14 protein-coding genes are annotated in these 18,086 nt (G+C 70.2%); 6 read left to right on the top strand and 8 right to left on the bottom strand.

Annotated elements, in window-relative coordinates; genetic code table 11:
* Window positions 1-9 precede the first annotated feature (9 nt).
* On the top strand, window positions 10-582 hold the full coding sequence (locus tag ABZ928_RS04930; RefSeq protein ID WP_361515082.1) for a hypothetical protein: 573 nt from the start codon (window positions 10-12) through the stop codon (window positions 580-582).
* Window positions 583-707: 125 nt separating this feature from the next.
* On the top strand, window positions 708-1,595 hold the full coding sequence (locus ABZ928_RS04925) for a hypothetical protein (RefSeq protein ID WP_361515081.1): 888 nt from the start codon (window positions 708-710) through the stop codon (window positions 1,593-1,595).
* 1 nt (window position 1,596) lies between these two features.
* On the opposite strand, the gene ABZ928_RS04920 is transcribed toward ABZ928_RS04925, so the two are convergent.
* A complete protein-coding gene (locus tag ABZ928_RS04920) occupies window positions 1,597-2,010 on the bottom strand; it encodes a DUF3224 domain-containing protein (protein ID WP_361515080.1) in 414 nt (137 codons plus the stop codon).
* A gap of 117 nt (window positions 2,011-2,127) precedes the next feature.
* Window positions 2,128-3,282 (bottom strand): betaine/proline/choline family ABC transporter ATP-binding protein, encoded by a 1,155-nt coding sequence (locus ABZ928_RS04915; protein ID WP_361515079.1) that lies wholly within the window; start codon window positions 3,280-3,282, stop codon window positions 2,128-2,130.
* Window positions 3,283-3,500: 218 nt separating this feature from the next.
* Here ABZ928_RS04915 and ABZ928_RS04910 point away from each other — a divergent pair, with 218 nt between their 5' ends.
* Window positions 3,501-6,557, top strand: a complete 3,057-nt coding sequence (locus ABZ928_RS04910) for a family 78 glycoside hydrolase catalytic domain (RefSeq protein WP_361515078.1) — start codon at window positions 3,501-3,503, stop codon at window positions 6,555-6,557.
* Here the strand turns inward: ABZ928_RS04910 and ABZ928_RS04905 are convergent.
* From ABZ928_RS04905 to rhaI, 6 genes are all read right to left on the bottom strand, one after another.
* Window positions 6,530-7,198 (bottom strand): LUD domain-containing protein, encoded by a 669-nt coding sequence (locus tag ABZ928_RS04905; protein WP_361515077.1) that lies wholly within the window; start codon window positions 7,196-7,198, stop codon window positions 6,530-6,532. The two genes, ABZ928_RS04910 and ABZ928_RS04905, sit on opposite strands and share 28 nt — an antisense overlap.
* On the bottom strand, window positions 7,195-8,673 hold the full coding sequence (locus ABZ928_RS04900) for a LutB/LldF family L-lactate oxidation iron-sulfur protein (RefSeq protein ID WP_361515076.1): 1,479 nt from the start codon (window positions 8,671-8,673) through the stop codon (window positions 7,195-7,197). Before ABZ928_RS04900 ends, ABZ928_RS04905 begins: the two co-directional genes overlap by 4 nt.
* Window positions 8,670-9,425, bottom strand: coding sequence for a (Fe-S)-binding protein (locus ABZ928_RS04895; RefSeq protein WP_361515075.1), 756 nt, complete (start codon window positions 9,423-9,425; stop codon window positions 8,670-8,672). The genes ABZ928_RS04900 and ABZ928_RS04895 overlap by 4 nt, the downstream gene beginning before the upstream one ends.
* A 72-nt stretch (window positions 9,426-9,497) precedes the next feature.
* Window positions 9,498-10,946 carry a rhamnulokinase family protein gene (locus ABZ928_RS04890; protein ID WP_361516125.1) on the bottom strand — a complete coding sequence of 483 codons (1,449 nt, stop codon included), beginning with the start codon at window positions 10,944-10,946 and terminating at the stop codon, window positions 9,498-9,500.
* An 8-nt stretch (window positions 10,947-10,954) separates the two neighbouring features.
* A complete protein-coding gene (locus tag ABZ928_RS04885) occupies window positions 10,955-12,994 on the bottom strand; it encodes a bifunctional aldolase/short-chain dehydrogenase (protein WP_361515074.1) in 2,040 nt (679 codons plus the stop codon).
* Between the two features lie 118 nt (window positions 12,995-13,112).
* Complete coding sequence (gene rhaI, locus ABZ928_RS04880; protein ID WP_361515073.1) at window positions 13,113-14,273, bottom strand: L-rhamnose isomerase; 1,161 nt, start codon at window positions 14,271-14,273, stop codon at window positions 13,113-13,115.
* 272 nt (window positions 14,274-14,545) lie between these two features.
* Between rhaI and ABZ928_RS04875 the strand changes: the two genes are divergently transcribed.
* From ABZ928_RS04875 to ABZ928_RS04865, 3 genes are read left to right on the top strand one after another with little or no spacing between them, the layout of a single operon-like run.
* Window positions 14,546-16,063, top strand: a complete 1,518-nt coding sequence (locus ABZ928_RS04875) for a sugar ABC transporter ATP-binding protein (protein WP_361515072.1) — start codon at window positions 14,546-14,548, stop codon at window positions 16,061-16,063.
* The gene (locus ABZ928_RS04870; protein WP_361515071.1) at window positions 16,060-17,100 is read left to right on the top strand and encodes an ABC transporter permease; all 1,041 of its coding nucleotides are present in this window, start codon (window positions 16,060-16,062) and stop codon (window positions 17,098-17,100) included. Before ABZ928_RS04875 ends, ABZ928_RS04870 begins: the two co-directional genes overlap by 4 nt.
* Window positions 17,093-18,067 (top strand): ABC transporter permease, encoded by a 975-nt coding sequence (locus tag ABZ928_RS04865; RefSeq protein WP_361515070.1) that lies wholly within the window; start codon window positions 17,093-17,095, stop codon window positions 18,065-18,067. Before ABZ928_RS04870 ends, ABZ928_RS04865 begins: the two co-directional genes overlap by 8 nt.
* The last annotated feature ends 19 nt before the right edge of the window (window positions 18,068-18,086 follow it).

Genomic DNA, 18,086 nt, shown 5'->3' with positions numbered 1-18,086 from the left:
TTGCCGGCCATGGGAATCTATCTGGTCGACGTCGACGCCCAGGACTGGCGTGGTGAGCACGAGGGCGGGTACGGCGCTATCGCGGCGGGACTCGACGAGGCGCTGAGCGGACGCGGTCTGCCTCCGTACGAAGGCCCGGTCGAGAAGAGCGGGGAGCCGGAGTTCGGGGAGAAGCTCAGCCCCTCCATGGACGGTTTCGTCGCACTGTGCCGTGCGCACCTCACCCGCGAGGAGGAAGAGCTGCTGTGCGGCTGGTCGGTGCTGGTGCCGGTCCCGCTCGACGAGCCGGTGGAACTGCCGGTCGGCTCCGCCTACACCGACCTCACCGTGGTGGCGGGCGCACCCCGAGTACTCGCCCTCGCCCAGCGACTGGCCTCCGCGATCGGGCTGCCGCCCATGCTGCCCGTGGCGACCACGAGCCTCGGGCTGACCAACTGGTTCCTGGACGGCGCGGCGAAGGAGACGGCCGCCGCCCGCCCCGGAGCCTGGGCCGACGACCTCGACGCGGCCTTCTACGTGGCCCTCTACCTCCGCGCCGCCGAGCACTCCCTCCGCCGTGGCTGCCCCATCGTCTACAGCTGACGTGACGGCTCCGTGACGTCGGTGACCGTACTGGTGCGGTGGGGAGGCTTCCCGGGGAACGGCGGCGCCGGTACACCCAGTTCATGGGGGACAACGGGGGAAACCGTCACCCTTGGTGGCGAGGAATGCTCGAGGCACTCGACGGCGCGGACATCGAACTGCGGCCCGAGGGACTCGTGGACGTGGTGCCGGCCGGATTCGACACCGCCTACGTACGGTTCGGGGACCTGTACCCCGACCAGCAACTCCAACTGCAACTGCTCTACGGCGGCTCACAGCGCGCCTTCGAACAGCGGACGCGGGTGTCCGCGCGGATCACCGTCCTGCGGGTGCTCGGCAACGCGCTGACCGACCCGCGCCTGGGCGACCAGAAGCCCAACGAGCACCTGGCGGAGTATCTCGACCAGGAGATCGCCGACCTGCGGGAGCGCCTCGCCCAGGACAGCGCGACGGCCGTCAGCCGGGGCCTCAACATCGGACTCGGCCTGGGCTCGGCCGTCAGCCTGGTCCTGCTCGCCGTACCGCTCCTGTGGGGCGTGGGCCTGCTCCAGGCGCTCGGCGTGACGCTGAACTGCACCAACCGCTGGAGCCTGCTCGGCGCCTTCGTCTGCGGCGGCGTCGGCGCGTTCGGCGCGGTGCTCAGCGTCCTCGTACGGCTGCGCGGCAGCGCGGACCAGCTGGCCCGCCGACGCACCGACGGCCGCGAGGGCGTGGTCGTACCCGGCCAGATGGCCCGCAGCATGCGCCACGAGGGCGTCTACCGCGTCTTCGTCGGCTGGGTCCTCGCCCTCGCCGTCTACTTCCTCCTCAGCGGCGGCATAGTCCCCGTCTTCCAGGTCCCCGCCACGGCCACCGACATCTGCCCCACCCCGACCACCCCCGGCTCACCCACCAAGGGCACCGACTTCTGGGGCTTCTGGTGCGCCATCGGCTTCCTCGCCGGCTTCAACGAACGCTGGGCCTTCGGCATCCTCGGCCGCGACTCGACCCGCCGCCCGAGCAAAACTCCATGACCTAGGCATCCAACTCGTACTCGAACCACACCCGATGCGTGCCTTCCGCGTCGACAGCCATCCCGCCGGATCCGGTGATCCCGGCCAGCGCGCCTGTACCACTGCCCGGGACGACCACGAAGAACTCGTTCTGTCTGTCCTCACCCGAGGTCGCCGCGGAGTGCACGAAGTTGAACGCCCCCGACCGCCCGTTCAACGATCCCGCGAAGGACTCCATCGCGACATAGGTCCCGACCCCGGAGGCCTGATCGAACGCGGCGGTGAACAGCGTCTCCGATCGCCCGACGACCTCCCCCTCATACTGCTTCTCCATCGTGGCGACCCCAACGGGCAGAGCCGTCTCGATCGCCGGCGCCGGCGCCGGCACGGGCGCGGGAGTGAAGCCCGCGACTTTGAACGTTCCCGAAGCTCTCATACCGCGAGCGTAGGCCGCACCACTGACAACGGCCCTTGGTGGAGCGCCCTGAAGGGGCGCGGGGAACTGCGCGACCAGCCCCCACGCACCCACCTCAACCGCTCACCCCGCGGAGCGCTACGCGTCGGCGACCGAAGAGAACCGCACCTCCCCCCGCCCCACCCCCAACGCATCCGCGTCCACCGACCGCCGCAACGCCTCATGCAGCTTCGCCGGAGTCAGCACCCCCAGGAACCGCGCCCCGTCCAGCACCGCCACCCACCCGGCGTCATGCTGCAACATCACCCCGAACGCCTGCTTGAGCGGCGCCCCCACCGGCACCCACGCGTTCATCCGGTGAGCGCGCTCACCGACCGTGCCACCCGCGCCCAGATCGTCCACCCCGACCCAGCCGTGCAGTTCACCCCGGTCGTCCAGGACGACGGCCCAGCGCGCCCCCTCCGCCCCCAGCCGCTCCGCCGCGGTCACCGCCGACTCGTCGAGGCGGGCCAGCGGCGGCTGCTCCAGGTCGTCGACCTCGACGTCGGTCACCGACAGCCGCTTCAGCCCCCGGTCGGCGCCCACGAACTCGGCCACGTACGGCGTGGCCGGCGACCCCAGCACCGTCCCCGGTGTGTCGAACTGCTCGATGCGTCCCTGCCCGTACACGGCGATGCGGTCGCCGAGCCGCACCGCCTCCTCGATGTCGTGCGTGACCAGCAGCACCGTCTTGCGCACGGCGGCCTGCATCCGCAGGAACTCGTCCTGCAACTGCTCCCGCACCACGGGGTCGACCGCGCCGAACGGCTCGTCCATCAGCAGCACCGGCGGATCGGCGGCCAACGCCCGCGCCACGCCGACCCGCTGCCGCTGTCCGCCGGACAACTGGTCGGGGTAGCGGGGTCCGTACCGCTTCGGATCGAGGCCGACGAGATCGAGCAGCTCGGCGGCGCGCGCCCGGGCCTTGGCCCGTTTCCAGCCGATCAGCGCCGGTACGGTCGCCGTGTTGTCGAGGATCGTGCGGTGCGGGAAGAGCCCGACCTGCTGGATGACGTACCCGATCCGGCGCCGCAGCCGCACCGGGTCGACGCCGGCGATGTCGTCGCCGTTGACGAGGATCCGCCCGGAGGTCGGCTCGATCAGCCGGTTGACCATCATCATGGTCGTCGTCTTGCCGCAGCCGGAGGGGCCCACGAGGGTGACGAGTTCGCCCTCGGACACCTCGAAACTGAGGTCGTCCACGGCCGTCGTACCGTCCGGATACCGCTTGCTGACCTGCTCGAACCGGATCATGACCTCACGCTAACGGCGTGTGTCGCGCAGCGCCCTTCAGCGGGGTCCCACCGGCTGGTGAAGGGCGTGCTCCACTTTTGAACGGTTTCAATCAAAGGATGAGAACTCTCCCGGGAACTCTCCCTGTCACGGCTGTGGACAGGCCTGCCGATCGCCACTAGCTTCAACCGCCGACGGGCTGAATCGATACAACTCCGAGCAGCCGAAGGGACTACGGCATGACCGACGGAGTCGACAGCACGAACGGCAGGACAGTGCGCCGCAGAACGGTTCTCGGGACGGCGCTGAGTGCCGTGCCGATGGCCATGACGGGCGGCAGTGGCGGCGCGGGATCCGCCGCTGCCGCCCCCGCCCCCGACCGCGCCGCCGTCGAGGGCCTCACGGTCGAGCACCGCACGAACCCCCTCGGCGTGGACGCGGAACGCCCCCGGTTCGGCTGGCGCACGGCGTCCTCGACCCGGGGGCGGCGGCAGACGGCGTACCGGATCCTGGTGGCCTCCTCGCCCGAGCGGCTGGCCCAGGGTCGCGCGGATGTGTGGGACAGCGGCCGCGTCGCCTCGGCGGACTCCGTGGCGGTGCCCTACGACGGTGACGGACTGCGCCCCTCGACCCGCTACCACTGGACCGTGCGGGTCTGGGACGAACACGGCCGCGCCCTCCCCGGCACCCCGACCGCCTTCTTCGAGACCGGCCTGCTCAGCACCGACGGCGTCACCGGCTGGGACGGCGCCCGGTGGATCACCATGACGGGCAAGGCACCGAACAGCGCCGGTTCCCCGCTCCTGCGCGGCCAGTCGGCACTCCGGGCCGGACGGGTCCGCGAGGCCAGGCTCTACATCTCCGCGCTCGGTGTGTACGACGCCTACGTCAACGGCCGCCGCGTCGAGGTGTCGCAGGGCAGGGGCACCACCCTCGAACTGCTCACCCCGGGCTGGACGAACTACGACGCCCGCGTCAGCTACATGGCCTACGACGTCACCGAACTCGTCGCGGGGCAGCGGCAGGTCACGCTCGCCGCGGTGCTGGGCAACGGCTGGTACAACGGCCGTGTTTCCGAGAACAGTTCGTACTGGTCCGAGGGCGGCAACCGCCTCGCCCTCAAGGCCCGACTCCTCATCCGCTACGCCGACGGCTCCACCCAGTCCGTCGTGACCGCACCCGGCGACGGCTGGAAGGCCACCGACACCGGCCCCTACCGCGCCGACGACATCTACGACGGCCAGACCTACGACGCCCGCCAGGAGATACCGGGCTGGACGGCGAACGGCTTCGACGCCTCCGCCTGGTCCGGGGTCGAGGAGCACGACTTCACCACGAGGTTCCCGGACTCCCGACTGGTCGCCTACCCGGGCGAGACCGCCCGGCTGATGCCCGAGTGGGACCGCGAGCCGCAGTCGATCACCGTGCACGACGCCGCGTTCCGCGAGAGCCGCGCGGCCACCCTCCCCGTCACCCTCCACCCCGGCGAGACCGCCGTGATCGACCTCGGCCAGAACCTGGTCGGCGTCCCCCGCTACACCCTCCGCGGCCCCGAAGGCGCCCAAGTCGCCTTCAAACCAGGGGAGATGCTCAACGACACCAGCGAGGGCGCCGACGGCCCGGAGGGCTCCGTCTACCGGGCCAACCTCCGCACGGCCAAGGCCACCAGCACCTACATCCTCAGGGGCGACCCGCACGGCGAGACCCACCAGGACTCCCTGACCTTCTACGGCTTCCGCCACGTCTCCGTCACCACCACCGACACCGTCACCCTGACCGCGTTCACCGGCCGCGTGGCCACCTCCGCGATCCACGACATCGGCACCGTCACCACCGACGACGCCGACATCAACCAGCTGATCAGCAACGTCCGTTGGGGGCAGCGCGGCAACTACCTGTGGGTGCCCACCGACTGCCCGCAGCGCGACGAACGCTGTGGCTGGACCGGCGACACCCAGCTCTTCTCGGGCGCCGGGCTTTATAACGCCGACGCGGTCAATTTCCTCAGCCACTTCCAGGAAACCCTGATCGACTCACAGCGCATCTACGGCGCGGACGGCGCCCAGTTCACCTGGATCGCCCCCGGCGCCCGCTACAACCAGCCCATCCCGGCGAGCGGGTGGGCCGACTGCGGAGTGGTCGTGCCGTGGACGGTGTGGCAGATGTCCGGCGACACCACCGTCATCGACCGGAGCTGGACGGCGATGACCGAGTACCTCGACTGGATCCACAAGCGCACCGGCGACACCTACGCCGGACAGGGCGCCGTCTTCGGCGACTGGCTGGCCTTCCAGGACACCAGCACCCAGCTGATGAGCGACGTCTACTACGGCTACAGCGCCCACCTCATGGCGGACATGGCCCGGGCCACCGGCCGCGCCGCCGAGGCCCGCACGTACGACGAGCTCTTCTCCCACATCAAGCGCGCCTTCGTCACCAAGTACCTCAGCACCACCAACGGCACCCTCACCCTGCGCTCCAGCCTGGGCGACCCGCCCCCGACCCCCGGCGACAGCCCGCGCAGGACCGAGGACGACAGCCAGACCGCCCTCCTGTGGGTCCTCAAACTCGGCTTCCACGACACCGAGGCCCAGCGCCGCCAACTCGTCGCGCTGCTCGCCGAGAACATCGGCAACGACGCCGCCTACAAGGCCGCCCACCCCGACAGCACCCGCGTGCACTACGCCGAGAACACCCTCGCCGTCGGCTTCCTCGGTGTGAACGTCCTCGCCCCGGTGCTCACCGACGCGGGCCGCGCCGACCTGGCGTACGCGCTGCTCCACCAGGACGCGATGCCGTCCTGGCTGTACTCGGTGAAGAACGGCGCGACGACGATCTGGGAGCGCTGGAACTCGTACTCGAAGGAGGACGGCTTCGGGCCGGTCGCGATGAACTCGTTCAACCACTACTCCTACGGCGCGATCATGGAGTGGATGTACGAGAGCATGGCCGGCATCGCCAAGGACCCCGCCCACCCGGGCTTCAAGCACTTCTTCCTCGCCCCGCACCTCGACCCGACCGGGCGGATCACCCGGGTGTCCGGCGCGCACCGGTCGCCGTACGGCGAGATCGTCAGCGCGTGGAGCGCGCGGGACGGTGAACTGGCCTACCGGGCCACGGTCCCCGCCAACAGCACCGCGACCCTGCGCATCCCCACCGGCGACCCCGACACCGTCCGTGAGGGCCGGACGCCCCTGTCACGCGTCGAGGGCGTGGACTTCCTGGGCTTCGCGGACGGCATCGCCACCTACCGACTCCCCTCCGGACGCTACGAGTTGACCTCCACGCTCGCCTGATCCGCCACCAGCACGACCTCCAGGGTGCGCGGACCGTGCACCCCCTCGACCCGGTCCAGCTCGATGTCACTGGTCGCCGAAGGACCGGAGATCCACGTCAACGGGCGGGCCGGGTCGAGGCGTTCGAGGGCCTGCGGCACGGAGGAGACGACCTGGTCCGGAACGCGTACGACACAGATGTGGTGGTCGGGGACGAGGGTGATACGGCGGCGGCCCTGGTCGGGGGAGCCGTCGAGGACGATGGTGCCGGTCTCGGCGACGGCCACCGCGCACGCGGTGACCACACTGTCGACGCGGTCCAGCTCGTGCGGGGTGCTCTCGGCCCGGTCCGGGACCTGGCCGGCCTCGGCCTCCGCGAGCCACGACGGCTCCAGACCCGGCGGCACGAGGACCGTCTTCGAGCCCCGGGCGGCCAGCATCCCGGCGATGGTCACGGCCAGGTCGCCGACGGTGCAGCGGTGCACGATCGCCCGGTAGTCGGCGAGGTTCTCGGCGAGCAGATCGACGGTCTGCTCGACACTCCGGCCCCCGTGCTCGCGCAGATAGTCCCGCGCGACGGCCTGCTCGTACGGCGTGGTGTCCGGCGGTACGTCCGCCAGCGCGCGCCGCACCCGCCCCAGAATCCGTTCCCTGCTGCTCACTTGGCCCCGTCCTTCCCGCCGTTCGTCCGCTGCCACCAGTCCCGGAACGGCTCCGCCGGCACCGCCGGCAGCTCCCGGGTACCGCTCCACGCCTTGCCGGGTCCTGGCAGCGTGCGCGGGTGGAGGCGACGGGTGCGCGAGGCGAGCCGCTGGCCGGTGCGCAGGGCGCCGGGGTGGGCGAAGGCCCAGCGCGCCGCGCGCATCGCCGCCCGCTCGGCCGCGTGCCCCTTGGCCGGCTTCAGCACGACCTTGTTGCCCTCGCGGATCACCGGACCGCCCTCCACGACCCGCTCCCGCAGATGCACCAGCACCTCGGGGATGTCGATGGCGACCGGACACACCTCGTAGCAGGCCCCGCAGAGCGAGGACGCGTACGGCAGCGAGGCGTCGATCTCGCTCGCGGTGCCCCGGAGTTGGGGGCTGAGGATGGCGCCGATCGGGCCGGGGTACACCGAGCCGTAGGCATGCCCGCCGGCCCGCTCGTACACCGGGCAGACGTTGAGACAGGCCGAGCACCGGATGCAGCGCAGAGCCTGCCGCCCGACCTCGTCCGCGAGGGTGTCGGTGCGGCCGTTGTCGATCAGCACGAGGTGGAAGGTCCGCGGCCCGTCCTCGTCGGTCGTGCCGGTCCACATCGACGTGTACGGGTTCATGCGCTCGGCGGTCGACGAGCGGGGAAGCGTCTGGAGGAAGACCTCCAGGTCCTGCCAGGTCGGCAGGATCTTCTCGATGCCGACGACCGAGATCAGCGTCTCGGGCAGCGTCAGACACATCCGCCCGTTGCCCTCGGACTCCACGACCACCAGCGTGCCCGTCTCGGCGATCATGAAGTTGGCGCCGGAGACACCGACCTTGGCGCGCAGGAACTTCTCCCGCAGGTGCAGCCGCGCGGCCTCGGCGAGCTCGGCGGGCGTGTCGGTGAGGCCCTCGGGGGCCGGACGCCCCCACTCGCTCATCTCCCGCTCGAAGATGTCCCGGATCTCGCCCCGGTTGCGGTGGATCGCCGGGACGAGGATGTGCGAGGGCCGGTCCTTGCCCAACTGCACGATGAGCTCAGCGAGATCGGTCTCGTAGGCGCGGATGCCCGCCTCCTCCAGCGCCTCGTTGAGCCCGATCTCCTGCGTGGCCATCGACTTGACCTTGACGACCTCCGACTCCCCGGTCATCTTGACCAGTTGGGTCACGATCTCGTTGGCCTCGTCGGCATCGGCGGCCCAGTGCACGGTGCCGCCCGCCGCCGTCACCGACTCCTCCAACTGCACGAGATACCGGTCGAGATGACGGAGCGTGTGGTCCTTGATCCGCTTGCCCGCCTCGCGCAGCGCAGCCCAGTCGGAGACCTCGGTGACGGCCTTCTCCCGCTTGGCGCGGATCGTGTGCGTCGCGTGCCGCAGATTCCCGCGCAGGGTCTCGTTGTTGACGGCCTCGTGCGCGGCCTCGGGAAAGGCCGGCATCCCTACGAACGTCCCGCTCATACGGCCGGTTCCTCCTCCGTGCTCGCCAGGATCTCCGCGATGTGCACCGGCCGCATGCCGGTGCTGAGCCGGGCCATGGTCCCCCCGATGTGCATGAGGCAGGAGTTGTCGGCCGCGCACAGCACCTCGGCCCCGGTCGACTCGGCGTTGCGCACCTTGTCCGCACCCATCGCCGCCGAGACATCGGAGTTCTTCAGCGCGAAGGTGCCGCCGAACCCGCAGCACTCCTCCGCTCCCGGCAGCTCCACCAGCTCAAGCCCCTTCACGGCCTGCAACAGCCGCCGGGGCCGCTCCCCGAGCCCCAGCCCGCGCAACCCGTGACAGGTCGGGTGGTAGGTCACCTTGTGCGGGTAGTAGGCCCCCACGTCGGTGACCCCGAGGACGTCCACCAGGAACTCGGTCAGCTCGTACGTCTTCGGCACCACGGGAGCCAGGGTGGCCGCGAGCGAGTCCCCGCGCCCCTCGGCCCGGGCCCGCTCACCCATCCGCGGATACAGCTCCCGCACCATCGCCCCGCACGACCCGGACGGCGTGACGATCGCCTCGTACTCCCCGAAGACATCGGAGAAATGCCGGGCCAGCGGTTCCGCCTCATGGCGGTAGCCGGTGTTGTAGTGCGCCTGCCCGCAGCAGGTCTGGGCCATCGGGAAGTCGACCTCGACGCCCAGCCTGGTCAGCAGTTTCACCACGGCGCGCCCGGTGTCCGGATAGAGCGTGTCGTTGACACAGGTCAGGAACAGGGCGACACGCATCGCGGCTCCTTGTGATCGATCATCGGATGAGTGCAGGGTAGTGCGGACTCGCGGCCGGGGGGAGACCCCCGCTCACCGTGTGGCGAGCCGGGCCTCCGCCGCGCGCCACGGCGCCGTGTCCCCCTGGGGCTCGTACCGGGTCAACGGCTGGGTACGGGTGAGCAGTCGGCGTCCGTCCGCGAGGTCGCCGACGAGCCCGTGGGCCCGCGCCTGGACCAGCACGTTCCCCAGGGCCGCGGCCTCCGTCGGACCCGCCACCACCGGCAGCCCGCAGGCGTCGGCGGTCAGCTGGCACAGCAGCGCGTTACGGGTGCCGCCGCCGACGACGTGCACGACGTCGACCTCCTGCCCCGCGAGCCGCCGCGCGTCGGCGACGGCCTTGCGGTGGGCGAGCGCCAGCGAGTCGAGGATGCAGCGCGTGATCTCGCCGGGCGTCTCCGGTACCGGCTGCCCCGAGGCCCGGCAGGCCTCGGCGATCCGCTCCGGCATGCGCCCCGGCGCGAGAAACACCGGGTCGGAGGCTTCCACCACCGACCGCAGCGCCGGCGCCTTCGCCGCGTCGAGGAGCAGCGCCCCCAACTCCGGCTCACCCCAGGCCCGTACACACTCCTGGAGCAGCCACAGCCCCATGATGTTGCGCAGATACCGGACCGTACCGTCGAGCCCCAGCTCATTGGTGAAGTTGGCGGCCCGGCTCTCCTCGGTCAGCACCGGCGTGTCCAGCTCAAGCCCCGCCAGCGACCAGGTGCCGGTGCAGATGTACGCGAACCGCTCCCCGGCCGCGGCCGGCACGGCGGCCACCGCGGACGCGGTGTCGTGCGACCCGACCGTCGTCACCGGAACGGGCCCGCGCAGCCCGGTCTCCTCCAGCACCTCGGGCCGCAGCGCCCCCGCCGGATCACCGGGCTGCCGCAGCGGTGCGAACAGCCCCAGGTCGATCCCCAGCCGGGAGGCGATGTCGTACGACCACGCGCGCGTCCGGGGATCGATCAGCTGGGTCGTCGAGGCGTTGGTGAGCTCGGTGCCCTGCTCGCCGGTGAGCCAGTAGGTCAGCAGATCAGGGATGAGCAACAGCCGCTGAGCGGCGGCGAGTTGCTCCTTCGCGGCGGTCAACTGGTAGAGGGTGTTGAAGGGCGCGTACTGCAACCCCGTGGCGGCGTACAGCTCCTCCGCCGGGACAGTCGCCCACACCTTCTCCGCCACGCCCTCGGTCCGGGAGTCCCGGTAGTGCACCGGATTGCCGAGCAGCGCCCCGTCGGCGTCCAGGAGACCGTAGTCCACGGCCCAGCTGTCGATGCCGACCGAGTCGAGTCCTCCACCGCAGTGGGCACCGGCCGTCTTCAGCCCGTCCAACACCCCGGCGTACAGCGAGAGAACGTCCCACCGCAGCCCCTCCGGCACCCGCACCGGCCGGTTCACGAACCGGTGCGCCTCGGCCAGCTCCAGGCTGTCGGGGCCGACGCGGCCGACCATGACACGTCCGCTGGACGCGCCGAGGTCGACCGCGGCGTACGACTTCACGAGCGCGCTCACCGCAGGAAGGCGGCCGCGACGCCGGCGTCGACGGGGACATGCAGGCCGGTGGTGTGGGTCAACTCCCCACCGGTCAGCGCGAAGACGGCGTTGGCGACGTGCTCGGGCAGCACCTCGCGCTTGAGGATGGTCCGCTGCGCGTAGAACTCGCCCAGCTTCTCCTCCTCCACGCCGTACACGGCGGCCCGCTGGGCACCCCAGCCGGCGGCGAAGATCCCGGAGCCGCGCACCACGCCGTCCGGGTTGACCCCGTTGACGCGGATGCCGTGCTCACCCAACTCGGCGGCCAGCAGCCGCACTTGGTGGGCCTGGTCGGCCTTGGTGGCGGAGTAGGCGATGTTGTTGGGCCCGGCGAAGACGGCGTTCTTGGAGGCGATGTAGACGATGTCGCCGCCCAGCCCCTGCGCGATCATCACCCGGGCGGCCTCGCGCGACACCAGGAACGACCCGCGGGCCATGATGTCGTGCTGAAGGTCCCAGTCCTTGGCGGAGGTCTCGAGCAGCGGCTTGGAGATGGAGATCCCGGCGTTGTTGACGACGAGGTCCACCCCGCCGAAGGCGAGCGCGGCGGCCTTGAACGCCTCCGCGATCTGCTCCTCGGAGGTCACGTCCACGGTCACGGCGACGGCCTTGTCGGGCCCACCGAGCTCCTCGGCGACGGCGGAGGCGTTGTCACCGTTGAGGTCCGCGACCACGACACACGCGCCCTCGGCGACCAGCCGGTGCGCGATGGCCTTGCCGATCCCGCTGCCCGCACCCGTCACCAGCGCCACCCGGGTCGCGAGCGGCTTCGGCTTCGGCATCCGCTGAAGCTTGGCCTCCTCCAGCGCCCAGTACTCGATCCGGAACTTCTCGGACTCCTCGATGGGCGCGTACGTGGAGACGGCCTCCGCGCCCCGCATCACGTTGATCGCGTTGACGTAGAACTCGCCGGCCACCCGGGCGGTCTGCTTGTCCTTGCCGAAGGAGAACATGCCCACGCCGGGGATCAGCACGATCGCCGGGTCCGCGCCGCGCATCGCGGGGGAGTCGGGCAGGGCGTGCCGCTGGTAGTAGGCGGCGTACTCCTCGCGGTACGCGGCGTGCAGCTCCTTGAGCCGTGCGACGGCCTCCTCCAGCGGGGCGGTCGGCGGCAGGTCGAGGACGAGCGGGGCGACCTTGGTCCGCAGGAAGTGGTCCGGGCAGGAGGTACCGAGCGCGGCGAGCCGCGGATGCTCGGCGGACGCCAGGAAGTCCAGCACCACGTCGGAGTCATTGAAGTGCCCGACCTGCGGCCGGTCCTGCGAGGCGATGGCCCGTACATGGGGAGCCAGCGCGGCGGCCCGCTCGCGCCGCTCGCCCTCCTCCAGCGCTTCGTACCCCTCGATCACCGGCCCGAAGGGCTCGGCCTTGCCGCGCTCGGCGAGGAAGGCCTCGGCGGTCCGGATGATGTGCAGCGAGTTCCGCTCGCACTCCTCCGCGGTCGCACCCCACGCCGTGATCCCGTGCCCGCCCAGGACGACGCCGATCGCCTGCGGGTTGGCCTCCTTGATCGCGGCGATGTCCAGCCCCAGCTGGAACCCGGGCCGTCGCCACGGCACCCAGGCCACGGTGTCGCCGAAGCACTCGGCGGTCAGCTTCTCGCCGTCGGCGGCACAGGCGAGCGCGATCCCGGAGTCGGGGTGCAGATGATCGACGTGGGCGGCGTCGACGAGGCCGTGCATCGCGGTGTCGATGGAGGGGGCCGCCCCGCCCTTGCCGTGCAGGCAGTAGTCGAACGCGGCGACCATCTCGTCCTCGCGCTCGACACCCGGATAGACCTCGACGAGCGCCCGCAGCCGATCCAGCCGCAGCACGGCCAGCCCCGCTTCGGTCAGCGTTCCGAGATCCCCACCGGACCCCTTGACCCACATCAGCTCGACATCACCCCCGGTGACAGGGTCACTGTCGATACCTTTCGCGGACGCGTTGCCACCGGCGTAGTTGGTGTTACGGGGGTCGGCACCGAGCCGATGAGACCGGGCGAGGAGGGCAGCAGCTTCGGGATGTGTAGCCATGAACTTTCAGTCCTTGTTTTGAATGAGGGTGGGGGACACGCCCTGAAGGGGCGCGGGGAACTGCGCGACCAGCCACATACGGCCCGCAGTCCGCGTCAGACAACAACCAGGCAGACGCTTACGCCCCCCACCCGGCCTGCTGTCCACCAACCCGCTCAGCCACGATCTTCTCGGCCCACCCGGACCGCCGGTAAGCAGCGATCGGGTCGGCGTCCAACCCCATCTCCCCCCGCACCTCACGAAGCAGCGGCCGCACATCCGTGTTGTACGCATCCATGATCACGGCGTTCGCCTCAAGGACATCCCCCGAAGCCTGCGCGGCGGACAGCGCATCCCGGTCAACAAGCAACGCCTTCGCCGTCGCCTCCTGCACATTCATCACCGACCGGATGATCGCCGGAATCTTCGCCTCGATGTTGTGGCACTGGTCGAGCATGAACGCGACCTCGGGAGTGAACCCACCCCCACGCACCACCTCGTACATGATCCGGAACAACTGGAACGGATCGGCCGCACCGACCATGAGGTCGTCGTCCGCATAGAACCGCGAGTTGAAGTCGAAACCACCGAGCTTCCCCTCCCGCAGCAGCGTGGCGACGATGAACTCGATGTTGGTCCCGGGCGCATGGTGGCCCGTGTCGACCACGACCTGCGCCTTCTCCCCGAGCTTGAGGCAGTGCGCGTACGCCGTCCCCCAGTCCGGCACGTCCGTCGAGTAGAAGGCCGGCTCGAAGAACTTGTACTCCAGCAGCATCCGCTGCCCGTCGCCCAGCCGCTCGTACACCTCGGCGAGGCCCTCGGCGAGCCGGTCCTGGCGGGCCCGGATGTCGTCCTGACCGGGATAGTTCGTGCCGTCGGCGAACCACAGCTTGAGGTCCTGGGACCCGGTCGCGTCCATGATGTCGACGCATTCGAGCAGGTGATCGACGGCCTTACGGCGGATCGCCGCGGCCGGGTGACAGATGCTGCCCAGCTTGTAGTCGTCGTCCTGGAAGGTGTTGGAGTTGATCGCGCCGAGCTTCACCCCGCGCTCCTCGGCGTGCTTCGCGAGCGAGGCGTAGTCCTCGACCTTGTCCCACGGGATGTGCAGGGCCACGGTCGGCGCGACCCCGGTGAACGCGTGGACCTGCGCGGCGTCGTCGAGCTTCTCCCGGGGATCGCGCGGGACACCCTGTTGCGCGAACACCTTGAAGCGCGTTCCCGAGTTCCCGTACGCCCACGACGGCGTTTCGACTGCCTGTGTCTTGAGCGCGGCCTTCACCGCGGCGAGCTCGGTCACTGAGGGCTCCTGTGACGTCGGGTCCGAAGGGTTTCCGAACAGCTTCACTGTGAAACGATTCAAGACGCGAAAGTATGAGCCGCTCGGTGGGGTGTCAAGCCCTACGACCAAGGCTGTTGCTCGTGACCCGGCTGTGACCTATGAGTCTCGAAATTTTTTCGACACGAACCCATTGACGTGACATGGGCGCCATGCCTAACGTCCCGGCAACCAAGTTGAAACCTTTCACGACGCCGTGAGGGCAGTCCCCGGGCGTCGTCGAGGAGCCCCTCATGACCCACCCGTCCGAAACGGGTCCATCCCCGGTGCTGGCACTCAAGGACATCTCGAAGTCCTTCGGCGCCGTGCGCGCCCTGCGGGACGTGTCCCTGGAGCTGTTCCCCGGCGAAGTGCACGCCCTCGCCGGCGAGAACGGCGCGGGCAAGTCGACCCTCATCAAGACCCTCGCGGGGGTGCACCGACCGGACGCCGGTCAGGTGCTGCTCGACGGCGCGCCCGTCGTCTTCCACGGCCCCGGCGACGCCCGCGACGCCGGTATCGCCGTGATCTACCAGGAGCCCACGCTCTTCCCCGACCTCTCGATCGCCGAGAACATCTTCATGGGACGTCAGCCCCGGAAGGCCCTCGGCCGTATCGACCACAAGGCCACCCACGCGGCCACCGCCGCCCTGATGCAGCGCCTCGGCGTCGAACTCGACCCCGACCGCCCGGCGCGCGGACTGTCCATCGCGGACCAGCAGATCGTCGAGATCGCCAAGGCGCTCTCCTTCGAGGCCCGCGTCCTGATCATGGACGAGCCGACCGCCGCCCTGACCGGCAGCGAGGTCGCCCGGCTCTTCGGAGTCGTGCGCACCCTGCGCGAACAGGGCGCGGCCGTCCTCTTCATCTCCCACCGCCTGGAGGAGATCTTCCAGATCTGCCAGCGGGTCACCACCCTCCGCGACGGCGCCTGGATCTCCAGCGAGCCCATCGACGGCATGACCGAGGACGACCTGGTCCGCCGTATGGTCGGCCGCGACCTCGACGAGCTCTACCCCAAGCAGGACGTCGAGGCGGGCGAGGTGGCACTCAGTGTCCGCCGGCTGACCCGCGAGGGCGTCTTCACCGACGTCTCCTTCGACGTCCGGCGCGGCGAGATCGTCGGCCTCGCCGGACTCGTCGGCGCCGGCCGCACCGAGGTCGCCCGGGCCGTCTTCGGCATCGACCGCTGGGACGCGGGCGAGGTCGAGCTCGACGGCAAGAAGCTCACCAACGGAGCCCCGTCGGTCGCGATGTCCTCCGGACTGGCCCTCGTCCCCGAGGACCGGCGCGCCCAGGGCCTCGTGATGGACATGTCCATCGAGCGGAACATCGGCCTCACCGGACTCCGTACGACCGTCAAGGCCGGACTGATGGACCGGGGTGCCGAGCGCAGCCGGTCCCTCGACTGGGCCGTCAAGCTCCAGGTCAAGTACGCCCGCATCGCCGACACGGTCAACACCCTGTCCGGCGGCAACCAGCAGAAGGTCGTCCTCGCCAAGTGGCTGGCCACCGGCCCCAAGGTGCTGATCGTCGACGAGCCCACCCGCGGCATCGACGTCGGCACCAAGGCCGAGGTGCACCGGCTGCTCAGCGAACTCGCCGCCGACGGCGTGGCCGTACTGATGATCTCCTCCGACCTGCCCGAGATCCTCGGCATGGCCGACCGCGTGCTCGTGATGCACGAGGGCCGGCTCACCGCCGAGATCCCGCGCTCCGAAGCCACCGAGGAAACCGTGATGGCAGCAGCCACGGGGAGGGCGGCCGCATGACGGTGACCGCACCCAACCCCGCTTCGACCACCGAGGTGCCCAAGTCCAGCGGCACCCGGCTCGTCGACCGCGTCTTCAAGATGCGTGAACTCGCCATCCTGGTCGTCTTCCTGGTGATGATCGTCATCACCCAGGCAGGCAACAGCGAGTTCCTGTCCGAACAGGGCATCAAGGACCTGCTGCTCAACGCGACGATCCTGGTGCTGGTCGCCACCGGGCAGTCCCTGGTCGTGATCACGCGGAACGTCGACCTGTCGGTCGGCTCCACCCTCGGGATCAGCGCCTTCGCCGCCGGCAACTACCTCCAGGGCGGCGGGAACTCGGTCGTCGCGATCGCCCTCGCCGTCCTCATGGGCATCGGGTTCGGCCTGCTGAACGGCCTGCTGGTCAGCCTCGGCCAGGTGCCCGCCCTCGTCGTCACCCTCGGCACGCTCTACATCATCCGCGGCATCGACTCCATCTGGGTCGGCTCCCGGCAGATCACCGCGGCGGGCCTCCCGGACGGGTTCATCGACTTCGGCTCAGGCGGCATCTCCGCGGTCCCGTACCTGGCGCTGATCGCGCTCGCGGTGCTGGTTGCCACGGCGTACTACCTCAAGCACTTCGGCAGCGGCCGCGAGCTCTACGCCCTCGGCTCCAATCCCGAGGCCGCCCGCCTCGCCGGCATCCCGGTCCGCAAGCGGATCCTGACGGCGTACACCTTCTGCGGCGCCCTCGCCGGACTCGCCGGTGCCATGTACCTGGCCCGGTTCGGCAACGTCGACTCCGGGACCGGCAACGGCTACGAACTCACCGTCGTCAGCGCGGTCGTCGTCGGTGGTGTCGTCTTCACCGGCGGCTCCGGCAGCGTCTACGGCGCGGCCCTCGGCGCACTGCTGCTGACCTCCATCAACAGCGTGCTGCCCGCCCTCGGCGTCAGCTCCGTGTGGGTGCTCGCCATCAACGGCATCCTGCTCATCCTCGCCATCGCGGTCGACCGGGTCGTCGCGCTGCGCGTGGCCTCGGCCCTGAAGAAGAGGAACGCCCGCCATGCCTGAGTCACTCACCCGGGCGATCCGCTGGGACACGATCGTCGGAGCGCTGCTGATCGTTGTGCTCCTGCTGTCCTTCGGGACGGTCGACGGCTTCGGAAACGCTCTCAACCTGTCCTTCCTGATCGGGAACACCCTTCCGATCGCGTTGATCGCCCTCCCGATGACCCTTCTGGTCGTCTCTGGCGAGATCGATCTCTCGGTCGCCTCCACCGCCGGTCTCTCCGGAGCCGTAATGGGCGCCTTGTGGAACCAGGGCATGACGATCGAGACGATCATTCCGATCTGTCTCCTGCTCGGTGTGATCTGCGGACTGATCAACGGTCTGCTCGTCACCCGGCTCGGACTGCCCTCCCTCGCCGTCACCATCGGTACCCTCGCCGCCTACCGGGGCATCGCACAGATCGTGCTGGGCTCCGACGCGGTGACCGACTTCCCGACCCAGTACCTGGACTTCGCGGCGGGGCGGATCGGCGACACGTTCATCCCGTACGCCTTCCTGCCCTTCCTGGCGCTCCTCGCGATCGCCGTGATCGCGCTGCACGCCACCCCGTTCGGACGGTCGGTCTTCGCGACCGGCGCGAGCGAGGAGGCCGCGCGGTTCGCCGGCATCCGGGTCAAGCGGCAGAAGCTGATCCTGTTCACGGTGACCGGCCTGATGGCCTCCCTCACCGGCATCTTCTGGGCCCTGCACTACGCGTCCGCTCGGTATGACAACGCGACCGGGCTCGAACTGTCCGTCATCGCTGCGGTGCTGCTCGGCGGTATCGACTTCGACGGCGGCAAGGGCACGCTGGGCGGTGCCATCGCCGGGGTGTTCCTGCTGGGGGCGTTGCAGAACGTGATGAGCCTCCAGGACGTGTCGGCGCAGTCACAGATCGTCGTCACGGGAGTTCTGCTGGTGCTGTCCGTGCTCGCGCCGCGAGTGGCTCGGCAGATTTCCATCGCGAGGGCGCAAAGGCTCACGTCTTAGCGCCGTTTGAAGCTGCGGG

This window comes from Streptomyces sp. NPDC046909 (assembly GCF_040644695.1).
Classification (GTDB): domain Bacteria; phylum Actinomycetota; class Actinomycetes; order Streptomycetales; family Streptomycetaceae; genus Streptomyces.
The sequence above is the reverse complement of the archived record's forward strand: the minus strand, read 5'-3'. Positions and strand labels throughout refer to the sequence as shown.

Coding starts and splice junctions, on each gene's coding strand:
- ABZ928_RS04870 (WP_361515071.1), top strand. CDS start 16,060: ATGACGGTGACCGCACCCAACCCCGCTTCGACCACCGAGGTGCCCAAG.
- ABZ928_RS04875 (WP_361515072.1), top strand. CDS start 14,546: ATGACCCACCCGTCCGAAACGGGTCCATCCCCGGTGCTGGCACTCAAG.
- ABZ928_RS04885 (WP_361515074.1), bottom strand. CDS start 12,994: ATGGCTACACATCCCGAAGCTGCTGCCCTCCTCGCCCGGTCTCATCGG.
- ABZ928_RS04930 (WP_361515082.1), top strand. CDS start 10: ATGGGAATCTATCTGGTCGACGTCGACGCCCAGGACTGGCGTGGTGAG.
- ABZ928_RS04895 (WP_361515075.1), bottom strand. CDS start 9,425: ATGCGTGTCGCCCTGTTCCTGACCTGTGTCAACGACACGCTCTATCCG.
- ABZ928_RS04925 (WP_361515081.1), top strand. CDS start 708: ATGCTCGAGGCACTCGACGGCGCGGACATCGAACTGCGGCCCGAGGGA.
- ABZ928_RS04915 (WP_361515079.1), bottom strand. CDS start 3,282: ATGATCCGGTTCGAGCAGGTCAGCAAGCGGTATCCGGACGGTACGACG.
- ABZ928_RS04910 (WP_361515078.1), top strand. CDS start 3,501: ATGACCGACGGAGTCGACAGCACGAACGGCAGGACAGTGCGCCGCAGA.
- ABZ928_RS04900 (WP_361515076.1), bottom strand. CDS start 8,673: ATGAGCGGGACGTTCGTAGGGATGCCGGCCTTTCCCGAGGCCGCGCAC.
- ABZ928_RS04865 (WP_361515070.1), top strand. CDS start 17,093: ATGCCTGAGTCACTCACCCGGGCGATCCGCTGGGACACGATCGTCGGA.
- ABZ928_RS04920 (WP_361515080.1), bottom strand. CDS start 2,010: ATGAGAGCTTCGGGAACGTTCAAAGTCGCGGGCTTCACTCCCGCGCCC.